General features: G+C 73.0%; 11 protein-coding genes. 4 read left to right on the forward strand and 7 right to left on the reverse strand.

What is annotated here, in order from left to right; translation table 11 throughout:
- Window positions 1-3: 3 nt before the first annotated feature.
- Both IIE03_RS21390 and IIE03_RS21395 read left to right on the forward strand, forming a co-directional pair.
- Window positions 4-1,476 carry a glycoside hydrolase family 43 protein gene (locus IIE03_RS21390; RefSeq protein ID WP_192864792.1) on the forward strand — a complete coding sequence of 491 codons (1,473 nt, stop codon included), beginning with the start codon at window positions 4-6 and terminating at the stop codon, window positions 1,474-1,476.
- 52 nt (window positions 1,477-1,528) lie between these two features.
- Window positions 1,529-2,362: a hypothetical protein gene (locus IIE03_RS21395; RefSeq protein WP_192864793.1), complete on the forward strand. Its 834-nt coding sequence runs from the start codon at window positions 1,529-1,531 to the stop codon at window positions 2,360-2,362.
- On the opposite strand, the gene IIE03_RS21400 is transcribed toward IIE03_RS21395, so the two are convergent.
- The 4 genes from IIE03_RS21400 to IIE03_RS21415 all read right to left on the reverse strand — a co-directional run bounded on the left by IIE03_RS21400 (window position 2,316) and on the right by IIE03_RS21415 (window position 6,708).
- Window positions 2,316-3,107, reverse strand: coding sequence for an ABC transporter ATP-binding protein (locus IIE03_RS21400; RefSeq protein WP_192864794.1), 792 nt, complete (start codon window positions 3,105-3,107; stop codon window positions 2,316-2,318). The genes IIE03_RS21395 and IIE03_RS21400 overlap by 47 nt on opposite strands.
- The gene (locus tag IIE03_RS21405) at window positions 3,104-4,147 is read right to left on the reverse strand and encodes a FecCD family ABC transporter permease (RefSeq protein ID WP_192864795.1); all 1,044 of its coding nucleotides are present in this window, start codon (window positions 4,145-4,147) and stop codon (window positions 3,104-3,106) included. The genes IIE03_RS21400 and IIE03_RS21405 overlap by 4 nt, the downstream gene beginning before the upstream one ends.
- Window positions 4,144-5,202, reverse strand: coding sequence for an ABC transporter substrate-binding protein (locus tag IIE03_RS21410; protein WP_192864796.1), 1,059 nt, complete (start codon window positions 5,200-5,202; stop codon window positions 4,144-4,146). The genes IIE03_RS21405 and IIE03_RS21410 overlap by 4 nt, the downstream gene beginning before the upstream one ends.
- A 120-nt stretch (window positions 5,203-5,322) precedes the next feature.
- Window positions 5,323-6,708, reverse strand: coding sequence for a cation:dicarboxylate symporter family transporter (locus IIE03_RS21415; protein ID WP_192864797.1), 1,386 nt, complete (start codon window positions 6,706-6,708; stop codon window positions 5,323-5,325).
- A 131-nt stretch (window positions 6,709-6,839) separates the two neighbouring features.
- Between IIE03_RS21415 and IIE03_RS21420 the strand changes: the two genes are divergently transcribed.
- A complete protein-coding gene (locus tag IIE03_RS21420; protein WP_192864798.1) occupies window positions 6,840-8,504 on the forward strand; it encodes a sensor histidine kinase in 1,665 nt (554 codons plus the stop codon).
- Window positions 8,501-9,196: a response regulator gene (locus IIE03_RS21425; protein WP_192864799.1), complete on the forward strand. Its 696-nt coding sequence runs from the start codon at window positions 8,501-8,503 to the stop codon at window positions 9,194-9,196. Before IIE03_RS21420 ends, IIE03_RS21425 begins: the two co-directional genes overlap by 4 nt.
- A gap of 12 nt (window positions 9,197-9,208) precedes the next feature.
- On the opposite strand, the gene IIE03_RS21430 is transcribed toward IIE03_RS21425, so the two are convergent.
- From IIE03_RS21430 to IIE03_RS21440, 3 genes are read right to left on the reverse strand one after another with little or no spacing between them, the layout of a single operon-like run.
- A complete protein-coding gene (locus IIE03_RS21430; protein ID WP_192864800.1) occupies window positions 9,209-10,903 on the reverse strand; it encodes an NAD(P)/FAD-dependent oxidoreductase in 1,695 nt (564 codons plus the stop codon).
- A 24-nt stretch (window positions 10,904-10,927) separates the two neighbouring features.
- On the reverse strand, window positions 10,928-13,330 hold the full coding sequence (locus IIE03_RS21435) for a glycoside hydrolase family 65 protein (protein WP_192864801.1): 2,403 nt from the start codon (window positions 13,328-13,330) through the stop codon (window positions 10,928-10,930).
- Window positions 13,305-14,054: an HAD family hydrolase gene (locus tag IIE03_RS21440; protein WP_192864802.1), complete on the reverse strand. Its 750-nt coding sequence runs from the start codon at window positions 14,052-14,054 to the stop codon at window positions 13,305-13,307. Before IIE03_RS21440 ends, IIE03_RS21435 begins: the two co-directional genes overlap by 26 nt.
- Between the last annotated feature and the right edge of the window lie 3 nt (window positions 14,055-14,057).

Genomic DNA, 14,057 nt, shown 5'->3' on the forward strand with positions numbered 1-14,057 from the left:
CGTATGACCCACGCCCCGGCAAGGCGGCGCGCGGCCGTCTGGCTGACCGCCCTGCTCGCCGCCCTCTCCCTGGTGGCCGGCTGGACCGTCGCCACCGCCGAGCGCGCCGCCGCGCTCGACCCGTTCACCGGCTACCTCATGGCCCACTTCACCGGCGAGTCGTCGAACAACGGCGAGCAGATCTACCTCGCCCACAGCGACAACGGCCTGACCTGGACCGACCTCAACGACAGCGGCATCGTCCTGCGCAGCGACATCGGCACCGGCGGGGTCCGCGACCCCGCGCTCGTGCGCTCGCCCGACGGCGACCGCTACTGGATCATCGCCACCGACTTGTGCATCGGCTGCGGTACGAGCTGGTCGACGGCGATCAACAACGGCAGCCGGAACCTCGTCGTCTGGGAGTCGACCGACCTGGTGAACTGGTCGGACCCGTGGCTGCTGAACGTCGCCGGCGCCATCCCCGACGGCCGCAACGCCTGGGCCCCCGAGGCCATCTGGAACCCCGCCACGGGCGACTACGTCCTGTACTGGGCGACCAACGTGCCGCAGAACGGCGCCACGAAGCACCGCATCTACTACGCGCGCACCTCCGACTTCCGCAGCATCACGACACCCCGGCCGTACATCACGCCGCCCGGCTCCGACGAGATCATCGACACGCAGATCATCGAGGTGCCGAACATCGTCGGCGGCTACCGCTACTACCGGGCGAACGTCACCGCCCGGCACATCACCGTCGACGCGAGCAACAGCATCCTGGGCTCGTGGACCAACCTCGGGAACCTGTCGCACCTCAACATCTCCAACGGGGCGATCTCCGGCAGCACCGTGGTCGAGGGTCCGATGTGGATGCAGTTCAACGGCCGCGACGAATGGGCGATGTGGCTCGACCAGTTCGCCACGGGCCGCGGCTACATGCCGATCACGTCCACGAACCTGGGGAACGTCGAGAACTTCCAGCGGGCGAGCGGCTACAGCCTGGGCGCCAACCGCAAGCGGCACGGCTCCATCCTCAACCTGACCCAGGCGGAGGAGAACCGGGTCCTGGGCCGCTGGGGCAGCACCGCGAGCAGCCGCGTCCAGTCCTACAACTTCCAGGACCGGTACTGGCGGCACGCCGACTACCAGGCACGCATCGACGCGAACGTCTCCCCCGCGCAGGACGCCCAGTGGCGGATCGTCCCCGGCCTGGCCGGCACGGGCACCGTGTCCTTCCGGTCGGTCAACTTCCCCGGCCACTACCTGCGGCACGAGAACTACGAACTCGTCCTCGAGGAGGACGACGGCTCGGCCCAGTTCCGGGCCGACGCGAGTTTCCGGGCGGTCGACGGCCTCGCGTCACCGGAGTGGACGTCGTACCAGTCGTACAACTTCCCCGACCGGTACATCCGCCACTACGCCTACCGGCTCCGGATCGACACCATCGGCGACGCCACGGCCCGCGCGGACGCGACGTTCCGGGTGGTGGACTGAGCGACGCCGCCATTTTCCGCAACAGGGACGAATCGCAGGGCAGAATGACGCCATGGTCACCATTGACGCCACGAGCAGGCCCCTCGGCCGGCATCTGCTCACCGCGTATCGCGCGTTCGGGATTGCCGTCGCCGTCCCCGCGCTCGCCTACGCCGCCCTCTACGGGGCGCTCCTCGTCGCGGACGAGTTCGAGAGCGGTGAGGGGTGGGGGCTCCTGATCGCCCAGGTGATCGGAGCCTTCGTCGCACTGGTCGCGGCGTTCGTGCTCCACGTCGTCGTGGCCCGCCGACTGCGCCTCGGGTGGGTCCACGCCCTCGCCGTGGTCCCGCTGGCGCTCGCCGGCGTCCTGTTCGCCGGGACCGAGTGGTGGCCCGGGACGGATCTGCCCGTCTGGACGGTCGTCACCGCGCTGGCGGCGCCCGCCGTCGTCGGACTCCTCACCGCTCCGGGCCTGGTCCGCCGCGCACGGTGGCTCGCCGCCGGCGCGGCGGTCCTGCTCCTGGGCCTGACCACGGTGGCCGACCAGGCGGTCATGGACCTCCTGCAGCGCGCCGACGTCCGGGCCGCCGAATGCCCGGAGACACTCCTCGTTCCCCCGCCGGACTCACCGTGGGTGCCGCACGACCTCGACTGCGCGGGAGGCGGGGCCGAGATCTCGCTCCTCCGGGGCAACGACCTCGACGACGAGCAGATTCTCTACCTGACCCCGCTCGGCACCCCCTTCTACGACGGCGCCCCCGAGGTGCACGGCTCCTACGTGACGTTCGAGTACCCCGAGCTGCTGGGAATGCCGGAGGGCGAGTTCGTCGCGACGCTGGAGCCGGTCACCGTCGCCGAGCTCACCCGGCGGACGTCGCGGCTGTCCTGGCTCCTCGGGAGAACGTGACCCGTGGTCGCCCGGTCTCGTCGTCGGGGCCGACCCGCGCGTCGACCTCGTAGACCCGGGCGATGAGCTCCGGCGTCAGCACCTCGTCCGGTGTGCCCGCGGCCACGGCCCGCCCGTCCTTGAGGACGAGGAGCGAGTCGCAGAACATGGCCGCGAGGTTGAGGTCGTGGAGGGCCACCACAGTCGTGACCGGCAGCTCGGTGATGAGCCGGAGCAGTTCGAGCTGGTAGCGGATGTCGAGGTGGTTGGTGGGCTCGTCGAGCAGGAGCTCGCGCGGCTCCTGGGCGAGCGCGCGGGCGATGTGGACGCGCTGCCGTTCCCCGCCGGAGAGCCGGTGCCACGACTCGGCCGCCTTGTCCGCGAGCCCGGTGCGTTCCAGGGCGCCCGCGACGGCCTCGGCGTCCGCTCGCCGGTCACCACCGAAGGTGCCCCGGTGCGGGATCCGGCCGAGGGCGACGACGTGGCGCACCGTGATGTCCACGACCGTGTCGGCGTGCTGGGTGACCGTCGCGATCGCGCGTGCCGCCTCGCGCCGGGAGGTGTCGGCCAGCGCCTTGTCGTCGAGGACGACGACGCCGCGGGTGGGCCGCACCGCGCCGGAGAGCAGCCGGAGGAGCGAGGACTTGCCCGAGCCGTTGGGGCCGAGCAGTCCGACCGTCTCGCCCGGGCGGGGGTGCAGGGTCACGCCGTCGACGACGAGCCGGCCGCCGCGGTTCCAGGCGACCTCACGGGTCCGAAGGGTCACGGCGCCTGCCTCCGGCGGAACATGATGGCGATGAACACCGGCACGCCGATCAGGGCGGTGCCGACGCCGATGGGCAGCGGCGAGGGAGCGAACGCGACGCGCGAGATCGCGTCGACCCACACCATGAACGCGGCCCCCAGGAGCGCGGTCAGGGGTATGAGGCGCACGTGCAGCGGCCCGGTGAGGTACCGGGCCGCGTGCGGGAGCACGAGGCCGACGAAACCGATGGCCCCGGCGACGCTCACCATCACGGCGGTCAGCAGGGCGGTGACGACCAGGAAGGTCAGGCGCGCGCGCCGCACGTCGACGCCGAGCGACGACGCGACGCCGTCGCCGAACGCGAAGGCGTCCAGGACGTGGGCGCGGAAGACGCAGAACGCGACCCCGGCGAGCACGACGACCCCGCACAGCGCGGCGTCGTGCCAGCGCACCCCTTCGAGCGAGCCGAGCAGCCAGAACAGCACGCCGCGGGCGGCGTCGGAGTCGGCGAAGGCGAAGACCACGAACGACGTGAGCGCGGAGAAGAGCTGGGTCACCGCGATCCCGGCCAGGATCACCTTGTCGTCGCTGCCCCCGGCCAGCCGCGAGATCAGCATGACGACGGCGAAGGAGACGATCGCGCCGGCGAACGCACCGGCGGACAGGCCGACCGCCGTGCCTCCGACCCCGAGGATCGCCACGACGACGGCGCCGGTCGAGGCGCCCGAGGAGATGCCGAGCACGTACGGGTCGGCGAGGGGGTTGCGCAGGAGCGACTGCAGGATGACGCCGCACAGCCCGAGCCCCGCACCGCAGGCCGCGGCGACCAGCGCGCGCGGCAGCCGGTCGTGCCACACGATCGCCTCCTTCGAGACCCGGACGGGGATGTCCGCCCCCGCGACGTGGTTGAGCAGGATGTCACGCACGTTGACCAGCGAGACGTCCGCGGGGCCCAGGGTGATGGCCGCGCCGATCGACACGAGGAGGAGGGCGGTCACGCCCACGGCGGTACCGAGGAAACGCAGGCCTGGCGCCTCCGTGCCGAGCGTCGCCGTGCTCACTGCGCCGACTCGAAGGAGCGCAGCCCCTCCGTGAGTTCCTCGAGGCCGTCGATCATGCGGATCGACGGGTTCAGCTCGGCCCCGTGCAGCAGGATGTACCTGTCCTCGGCGACGGCCGAGAGGTTCCGGGTGAGCGGGTCGCTCTCCAGGAAGTCGATCTTCTCGGAGGCCTGGTCGCCGGGCCAGCGCCGGCGGCTGAGGTCGCCCATGACGAGGACATCCGGGTCGCGCTCGACGACCGTCTCCCAGGTGGTGGCGACCCAGTCGTCGTCGAGGTCGGCGAAGACGTTCTCCGCACCCGCGTCGGTGGCCAGCAGGTTCGGGGAGCCGCCTCCGCCCGCGAAGTAGGGCGTCTTGAGGTCCGCGAACCAGAACGCGACCGTGAGCCCCGAGGCGTCGATGGCCTTCAGTGCCGCCTCGCGGCGCCGCTCCAGCTGCTCGATCAGCGCTTCGCCGCGGCCCGGCACGTCGAAGATCTGGGCGAGCTCGCGGATCTCCTGGTAGAGCGCGTCGATCGTGAGCGGGCTCGTGCGAGCCGTCCAGGCGCCGTTGATGCTGGTGTCGCCGTCGCAGTCGGTCGGCGAGAGGTACGACTCGATCCCGGTCCCGGTGAACCGGCTGCGCTCGGCCACGCCGCCCTCGACGAAGTGGCGCCCGAAGGAGGCGGTCACGAGGTCCGGCTCGGTGTCGAGGACGACCTCGTAGGTCGGCGCCTCGTCGGCCAGGCGCGGCACGCCCGCGTTGGCCTCGGCCAGGTCCTCCCGGACCGGGTCGGTCCACGAGGCCGTACCGACCATGCGATCCTCCAGGCCGAGGGACAGCAGGATCTCCGTGGAGCCCTGGTCCAGCGAGACGACCCGCTGCGGCGGTGCCTCGAACGTCACCTCCTGGCCGCAGTTCGCGAGGGTCAGCGGATAGGTCGTTCCGCCCTCGCCGACCGCGGCGGCGGCCGCCGCCTGCTCCGGGACGGGCTCGGAGGCACCGCAGCCGACCAGTGTCGCGGCCAGGAGGGCCGCGCCCACGGCGGTGAGGCCCGCGCGCCTGCCTGCACTCATGGATCGTTTCCTCTCGACGGTTCGCGCGGTCCGGTGACCGCGTGCCGCCGAGAACCTTAGGTTAGCCTCGCCTCAGTTGCCAACGTCCGCCCAGGCTCTGAGGCGAGGCTCACAATTCACTCAGACCGCCGTCGGCTCCGGCGTCCTCGTGCGAACGGGGCCTGCGGGCTCCGCGCTGCCGGCGTTCTCCGGTTCGCCGTGTCCGTCCCCGGCCGCCGTCTCGTCGAACGGGAGCTCACCGCGCAGCACGGCCCGCACCCGCTCCCGGTCCACCTCGCGCGTCCACGTCCCGATGACGACCGTCGCCACCGCGTTGCCCGTGAAGTTCGTCAGGGCGCGCGCCTCGGACATGAAGCGGTCGATGCCGACGATGATCCCCACGCCGTCGACCAGGTCGGGGCGGTAGGTCTGCAAGCCGGCCGCGAGGGTCGCCAGGCCCGCGCCGGTGACGCCGGCGGCACCCTTGGACGCGATGATCATGAAGACGAGCATGCCGATCTGCTCGGGCACGGACAGCGGGGTACCCAGGGCGGACGCGACGAACAGCGACGCCATGGTCAGGTAGATCGCCGTGCCGTCGAGGTTGAACGAGTACCCGGTCGGCACGGTGATGCCCACAACGGGACGGGACACGCCCAGGTGCTCCATCTTGGCGATCAGGCGCGGCAGCGCCGCCTCGGAGGACGACGTCGAGACGATGAGCAGGTATTCGCGCCCGAGATACCTCATGAGCGAGAAGAGGTTCACCCGCGCCGAGAACCACAGCACCGACCCCAGAACGCCCACGATGAACACGATGCACGTCAGGTAGAACCCGACCATCAGCACGGCCAGCGCGCTGACGGCACCCCAGCCGGTCTCGCCGACGACGCCGGCGATCGCCCCGAACGCACCGATCGGCGCGACCCACAGGATCATCGTCAGTACCCGGAACACGATGGTCTGGAACACGCGGATCGCGTCGAGCGCGGGCCGCCCGCGCTCGCCGAGCCCCTGCAGCGCGAAGCCGACCAGCAGGGCCACGAACAGGGTCTGCAGCACCGACTCGCCGCTGAGGGGCGAGACCAGGGTGGTGGGGATGATGCCGAGCAGGAAGTCGACCGTCGAGGACGCCTCGCCCTCGGCCTGGTAGCTCGCGTTCGCGACGGACAGTCCCTCCCCCGGGTGCAGCACGTTCCCCACGACCAGGCCGATGAACAGCGCGAACGTCGACATCACCAGGAAGTAGAGCAGCGCGAGCCCGCCGACGCGCCCCACGGTCGCCGCCTTGGCGACCGACCCGATCCCCAGCACGATGGTGCAGAAGATGACGGGCGAGATCATCATCTTGATCAGCGCCACGAACCCGGTGCCGAGCGGCTTGAGCGCAGCGCCGGCCTCGGGCGACACCAGGCCGACGATCACGCCGGCCACCACCGCGACGATCACCGCGATGTACAGGTAGTGGTTCTTGTCGAGCTTGCGGCGCCCGGTGGTCCCCGAGCCGTCGGACAGCGTCGTCGCCATCACGTTCTCCTCTCACAGCACTGTGTGGTCGGCGACAAGCGTGCGGCGCGGAGCGGGCGGACGACCCATTGCGTACATAGTGTTCTCGGCCGCGGCACGGTTCCCGCCGGGCCCGAGCCACAATGGATCCCGTGACGCGACGCAGAGGAGCGAGCATCGCGAGGTGGTTCCTCGCGGTGCACACCGCGCTGCTCTTCGCCGGCGCCGTCGTCGTCTTCGCGCTCCTGGCCCTGGACGCCCGGTCCTCCGCCGAGGCGCACGCCGCGCAGGAGAGCACCGACCTCGCGGCCACCGTCGCGTCGGAGGCCCTGGTGATCGATACGGTCACGCGCGCGCACGACGCGACCGCGACCGATCCGCCCGGCGCGGTCGCGGAGGCGTCCGCCCGGCTGCAGCCGCACGCGGAGGAGGTCATGGCCGCGACCGGGATCGACTACCTGACGGTCATGGACACCGACCGCACCCGTTACACCCACCGCCACGCCGAGCAGATCGGCCGCCCGTTCATCGGCACCACGGCCCCCGCGCTGCGGGGCGAGACGTTCACCGAAGTCTACGAGGGCACGCTCGGGCCGTCCGTCCGCGCGGTGGTGCCCGTCATGTCCGACGACGGCGAGATCGTGGGCATGGTCTCCGCCGGGGTGACGCTCGACCGGCTGTGGGACAGCATCGGCCCCCGTCTGGTGATCGTCGGCGTCGGTACGTTCCTGGCGTTCGACGCCGGCGCCGTGGCCGCGTTCCTGCTCGCGCGCCGGCTGGACCGCATCACCGCGAGCAAGGGCTCCGACGAGCTGGCGCACCTGTTCGCGGCGCACGAGGCGGTGCTGCACTCCGTCGAGGAGGGCCTGCTGCTCGTGGAGGACGGCGTCGTCGTCCTCGCCAACGACGAGGCGCTGCGCCTGCTGGGCGTCCCCGAGCTGGTGCCGCCGTTCGCGGTCACCGACGAGCGGCTGCCGACCGCGGTGCGGGACGTCCTGGCGGCCGGCACGCAGGGCGACGGCCCGGTGCGGGTCGGCGACCGGGTGCTGCTGGTGGGCCGCGAGCGCGCGACAACCGGCGGGCGGGACCTGGGCGAGATCGTGTCCCTGCGCGACCGGACGGAACTGCAGCGCGTCACCGGCGAGCTGTCCTCGGTGCGCACCATCTCCGACGCGCTCCGCGCCCAGACCCACGACTTCAGCAACCGCCTGCACACCATCGCCACGCTCATCGAGCTGGGCCGGAGCGACGAGGCGCTCCGCTTCGCCGCCGCCGAGAGCGCCCTGGGGCAGCGGCTCACCGACCGCGTGGTCCAGGCGATCGAGGAGCCCGTCGTCGCGGCGCTCGTGCTCGGCAAGGCCGCCCAGGCCCGCGAGCGCGCCGTCGAGATGCATTTCGAGACACACATCGCTCCGGGCACGCACTGGCTCGACCCGGTGGACGTCGTCACGATCCTCGGCAACCTGATCGACAACGCCATCGACGCGGCCGCCGACCCTGCCCTGGCCGACGCGTGGGTCGAGGTGTATCTCGCGAACGGCGAGGACGGCTCGCTGGTCTTCCAGGTCTCCGACAGCGGGCCCGGGATCCCCGATACCGACCTGGAGCGCGTCTTCGACCAGGGCTGGAGCACCAAGGACGCCACGGCCGGCGGCCGCGGCTACGGCCTGACGCTGGTGCGCGAGGCGGTGGACAGCCTCGGCGGCGAGATCGAGGCGTCCCGGGGCCCCGGGGGCGGCGCGGTCCTCACGGTCACGCTCCCCCGGCCCGACGACGCCACTCCCGCCCCGCCTGCCGTCCGCGCGGGTGCCCGATGATCCGGGTGCTGGTCGTCGAGGACGACCCACGCACCGCCGAGGCCCACGGCGCGTACGTGCGCCGCGTGGACGGGTTCGAGCTCGCCGGGGTCGCGCACACCGCCGGTGACGCGGCGCGGGCCCTGCGCGACGCCCGCGCCGCCGGCGCGGAGGTGCACCTGCTCCTGCTGGACATGAACCTGCCCGACCGGCACGGCCTCGTGCTGTGCCGGCATCTGCGGGCGGCCGGGCTGGTCGTCGACGTCATCGCGGTGACGGCGGCCCGGGAGCTGGACGTCGTGCGCGGCGCGGTCGCGGTCGGCGTCGTGCAGTACCTCATCAAGCCGTTCACGTTCGGGTTGTTCGCCGAGAAGCTCGGGGCGTACCGCACGTACTTCGAGCAGATGCGCTCGCCGGTCTCGCGGCTCAGCCAGCGGGAGGTGGACACGGCGTTCGCGGCGCTGCGTACGTCCAACGCGGCCGGCCTGCCGAAGGGGCTGTCCCGGGACACGCTCGACGCGGTGTCCGAGCTCCTGGCCCGCTGGCCCGGCGCGCTGTCCGCGAGCGAGGTCGCCGAGGAGCTGCGCCTGGCGCGCATCACGGCGCGCCGCTACCTGGAGTTCCTCGCGGACCGCGGCCTGGTCACGCGGGCGCCCCGCTACGGCACGCGCGGCCGCCCGGAGCTGGAGTACACCCGCCGGCGGCCGGTCTGACCGGGGCGCCGGTCAGACCGGTGCCCCGTACTCCTGCTCCCGCAGCGACGCCAGGTGGGCGTGGACGAGCGGGAGCACGGAGGCTCCCTCGCCGCTGGCGGAGGCGACGCGCTTCATGGACCCGGCACGCACGTCGCCGACGGCGAAGACGCCCGGCACGGTCGTCTCCAGGCTCGCCGGCGGCAGCCCGCCGGCCCAGGACTCCTGGGGCGTGTCGCGGCCGGTGAGCACGAACCCGCGCTCGTCGACCGCGAGCCCGCCGGGCAGCCACCCGCAGTCGGGTTCCGCCCCGAGCAGGCAGAACAGGGCGTCGGCCATCCGCAGCGCGGAGGAGCCCGTGTCCAGGTCGTCGAACCGCAGCCACCGGAGCTGCCCGTCGCCGCCGCCGTCGCTCACGATCGTGCGGGGCAGCACGGTGATGTTCGGCGTCGCCTCGATCTCGCGCACCAGATAGTCCGACATGGTGTCGGCCAGTCGGGCCCGCCGCACGACCATCGTCACCGACCCGGCGAACTTCGCGAGGTGCACGGCTGCCTGCCCGGCGGAGTTGCCGCCGCCGACGACGTACACGTCCCGGTCGGCCATCTCGCGGGCCATCGACGTCGCGGCGCCGTAGTACACGCCCGCTCCGACCAGCGCGTCGATCCCCGCGACGCCGAGGCGCCGGTAGGCGACACCCGTGGCGAGCACTACGGTGCGGGCGCACATCTGCGCCCCGTCGACGTGCACGTGGTGGTGCGGGGGTTCGTCCGCCGGGCCGGGCGCGATGCGGATCGCGGCGCGCCCGGTGTAGAAACGCGCCCCGAACCGGCCCGCCTGCACGCGGGAGCGCTGGGCCAGCCGCATGCCCGAGATGCCGCGGGGGAACCCGAGGTAGTTGCGGATCATCGAGCTGGAGCCGGCCTGGCCGCCGATCGCGTCGCGTTCGAGGACGATCGTCGCCAGGCCCTCGGACGCGGCGTAGACGGCCGCGGCGAGGCCGGCCGGACCGGCGCCGATCACGACGACGTCCGCGATGGAGCCGTCCGGGATGGAGTCGAAGCCGCCGTACATGGCCTCGGACACCGCCGCCGGGGTGGCCCCGGTGAGGATCCGCCCGTTGTACGCCCGCACGACGGGGAACTCGGCTCCCGGGCCCGCCTCCTCGAGGATGGGCAGCGCGTCGTCGTCCCCGGGATCCAGGCGGCGGCTGGGGATGCCGAGCCGTTCGAGCAGGTCGTGCACCGCACCGGCCTGCCGGTCCCCGGGGGCGGCGACGACGTCGGTCGCCGACACCGTCCGGCGGGCCACGGACCAGCCCCACTCGGAGAGCAGTTCGACCAGCGCCGTGTGGAACTCCTCGTCCCGGGGCCCGCGCGGGATCCCGACGAACGTGTCCATGTCGCGCCGCAGGGTGGCCGCGCGCAGCGCGTCGAGCGCCTCGAAGTACTCCGACACGGGCACCAGCGCGACGCGGCGCGCCGTCGCCACGACGGCGGGGACCTGGTGCAGCAGCTCGGCGCCGCCGCCGTCGGACAGCCGGTACTCGGCCGCGACCATCGCGACCGGGACGCCGCCGGCCACGAGGTCGCGCAGCGCGTCGAGGGCGCCGGCGGCGGACCCCGCGCACACGATCCGGTAGTCGCGGTCGTAGCGTGCCCGGAACTCGGCCTCGATCTCGTCGGCGTGCCGCCCGCCGGCGAGCAGGATCACAGGGAGGTCGTCCATGCGGTCAGAGTAGGTCAGGGTAGGTCAGCGCGGCCCTGCCGGGACCTCCCACGTCTCCCCGGGCGCGAGCGTGTGTTCCCGGCCGAGGACGGCGACCCGGACAGGGAGCTGCTGCGAGCGGGCCATGCCGATGCGGATCCGCTCGTGCGTGCACCGCACGGTGATGCCCCAGTGGTCACGGAAGCGCAGCCGGAGGTCCAGCGCGCCGAGCTCCGGGGGAAGCCTGGGGGCCAGCCGGAGCACGCCGTCGGAGACGTCGAGGCCGGTGTAGCAGCGCTGCACGATGTCGATGGTCCCGGCCATCGCGCCGAGGTGGACCCCTTCGGCGGTGGTGCCGCCCTGGACATCGGTGATGTCGCTGTCGAGCGCCTCGCGGAAGAACTGCCAGGAGGCGCCGCGGTCCCGGCTGGCGAGCACCCAGGCGTGGACGACGGCGCTGAGGGTCGAGCCGTGGCTGGTGCGCGCCAGGTAGTAGTCCACGGTGCGGTCCAGCGCGGCGGCGTCGACGTCGTAGCCGAGGGACGCCAGTTCCTCGCACACGCCGCGCTCGCCGAGGAGAAAGACCAGCATCAGGACGTCGGCCTGCTTGGACGCCTGGTAGCGGTTCACCGAGTCGCCCTCCGCCTCCAGGATGCGGTCGAGGCGCCGGATGGAGTCGTAGCGGGACCGGTACGCGGCCCAGTCCAGTTCCGCGAGGCGGCCGTAGCCCTCGAACTGGCTGATCACGCCGTCCCCGTGGAACACGACCCGCATCCGCCGCCGGACGTGGTCGAAGAGCTCCGTCTCGTGGTCCTCCAGCCGGAGCCGGCGGCGCAGCACGCGCCCCTCCCGCTCGGGCAGCGCGGCGAGGGTGTCCAGGGTGTAGCGCAGCACGCAGGCGACCATGACGTTGGTGTACGCGTTGTTGTCGATCCCGGGTCGGCCGGCGCCGGGGTAGCCGTCGTGGTACTCGTCCGGCCCGACGACGCCGCGGATGTCGTAGCGGTCCGCGGCGGCGTCGTACGTCGTGAGGCTGCAGCAGAACCGGGCGATCTCCACGAGCATCTCGGCGCCGTGGTCGTACATGAAGGCGAGGTCGCCGGTCGCCTGGAAGTACTGCCACACGTTGTGCGCGACGGCGAGGCCCACGTGCCGCTGCAGGTCGGAGTGGTCTTCGATCCACCGGCCCGAGGCCGGGTTGAGGTGCATGCGCTGCGTCTCGTCCCGGCCGTCGCTGCCGCTCTGCCAGGGGTACATGGCACCCCGGTGGCCGGCGTCGGACGCGGAACGCCGCGCCCGTGGCAGGCGGCGCCACCGGTACATGAGCAGCGACCGCGCGATCCGGGGGAAGCGCAGCAGCAGGAACGGGAAGACGAACAGCTCGTCCCAGAAGACGTGCCCCCGGTAGGCCTCCCCGTGCAGGCCGCGGGCGGGCATGCCGACGTCGAGCTGCCCCGAGTGCTCGGACAGCGTCTGCAGCAGATGGAAGACGTGCAGGTCCAGCGCCCGCTGCGGCTCGCCCGGCACGACGACGCCGCTCACCTGCCAGAGCCGCTCCCAGGCGTGGGCGTGGTCCGCCAGCAGGTCGTCGAACCGTGGGAGGCGCGCCGCGTGCCGGCGCGCCGCGTACAGCGACTCGGAGATCGCCCGGTCCCGTGAGGTGTAGACGGCGACCCGCTTCTCGACGGTCAGCGGCACCCCCTCGGCGAGGGCCGGACGGAGGACGACGACGGACTCGCCCGGAGTGCGCTCGAACGTCGCCGGGGCGCCGGCCGGGCTCATGTCCGGCCCGGTGACCGCGATCAGCGCCGCCTGCGCGATCCGGATCTCGGAGGTGGCGGTGCGCACCTGCAGCCAGGCGACGCGCTCGTCCTTGTCGTACCCCTCGACGACGGGGACCAGGTGCCGGCCGTCGAGGTCGCGGTAGCGCGCCACGCCCGCGTTGGTCACCCGCCCGTCGAGGCTCGCGCGGATCTCCAGCGGGCCCGACCAGTTCTCGGCGACGAACGTCGTCTCCAGCGCGGCGACGTGCGGATCGTGCATGGACACGAGCCGCCGCTGGACCACCGCGAGGATCCGGCCCTCCGGGTCGCGGAACCGGGTACGCCGGGTGAGGACGCCCTGGCGCGTGTCCAGCTCCTGGCGGTGGTCGAGGACGTGGCCCCCGGCGAGGGCCAGCGAGTCCTGCCCCGGCGTGCGGAACGTGAGCGGCAGCCAGTTCGGGGCGTTGACCAGGTCCTCGTTCTCCACCGCGCGGCCGTCCACCTCGGACGTCAGCCGGTCGTAGCAGCCGGCGAGGTAGGTGCCCGGGTAGTGCACGCCGTCGGCCCGCGACTCCGGGGCGGCGCCGCGCGTCGCGACATAGCCGTTCCCCAGGGTGCACAGCGCCTCCCGGAGGCCCTCGGCCTCCGGGTCGTAACCCTCATACGACAGGGTCGCGTGCTCCATCGTCCCTCCCTACCACGGCGAGCCCGCCGAGGTCGCCGACGACGACGTGCGCGCCCCGCTCGCGCATCTCGTCGCCACGCCCGCCGGTCCGGTCCACGCCGATCACCCGCCCGAAGCCCCCGCGCCGGCCGGCCTCGACGCCGGCGAGCGCGTCCTCGACGAGCGCGCACCGCCCGGGTCGCACCGCCAGCCGTCGCGCCGCCTCGAGGAACAGCGCGGGATCAGGCTTTCCGGCCAGGCCCAGGCGTGCGGCGTCGACGCCGTCGACCCGCACGTCGGCCAGGCCGTCCACGCCCGCCGCGCGGAGCACCGGACCGCAGTTGCGGCTCGCCGAGACCGCGGCGACGCCGGTCCCCCGGCGCCGCAGCTCGTGCAGGAACGCCACGGCGTCGGGGAAGGCGCGGACCCCGCGTGCGGCGACCTCGTCGAGGAAGTGGCGGGTCTTGCGGTCGAGCAGGGACGCCAGTTCCTCGTCGGGCAGCTCGAGGTCTCGCGACCTCAGGAAGCCGCGGGCGCCGTCGGCCCGCGACCTGCCGTCGACGTACGTCAGGTAGTCGGACCCGGCGTCGAACGGCGGCTGCCGGCCGCGCTCACGGAGCAGCGCGTCGAAGACACGCTTCCAGGCGGCGGCGTGGACGCGGGCGGTGTCGGTGATGACGCCGTCCGTGTCGAGGACGACGGCGTCGACGGCCTCGAGATCCAGCGTGGCGCGCGGTAGCGGCACGTA

The organism is Myceligenerans pegani, assembly GCF_014892515.1.
Lineage (GTDB): Bacteria > Actinomycetota > Actinomycetes > Actinomycetales > Cellulomonadaceae > Myceligenerans > Myceligenerans pegani.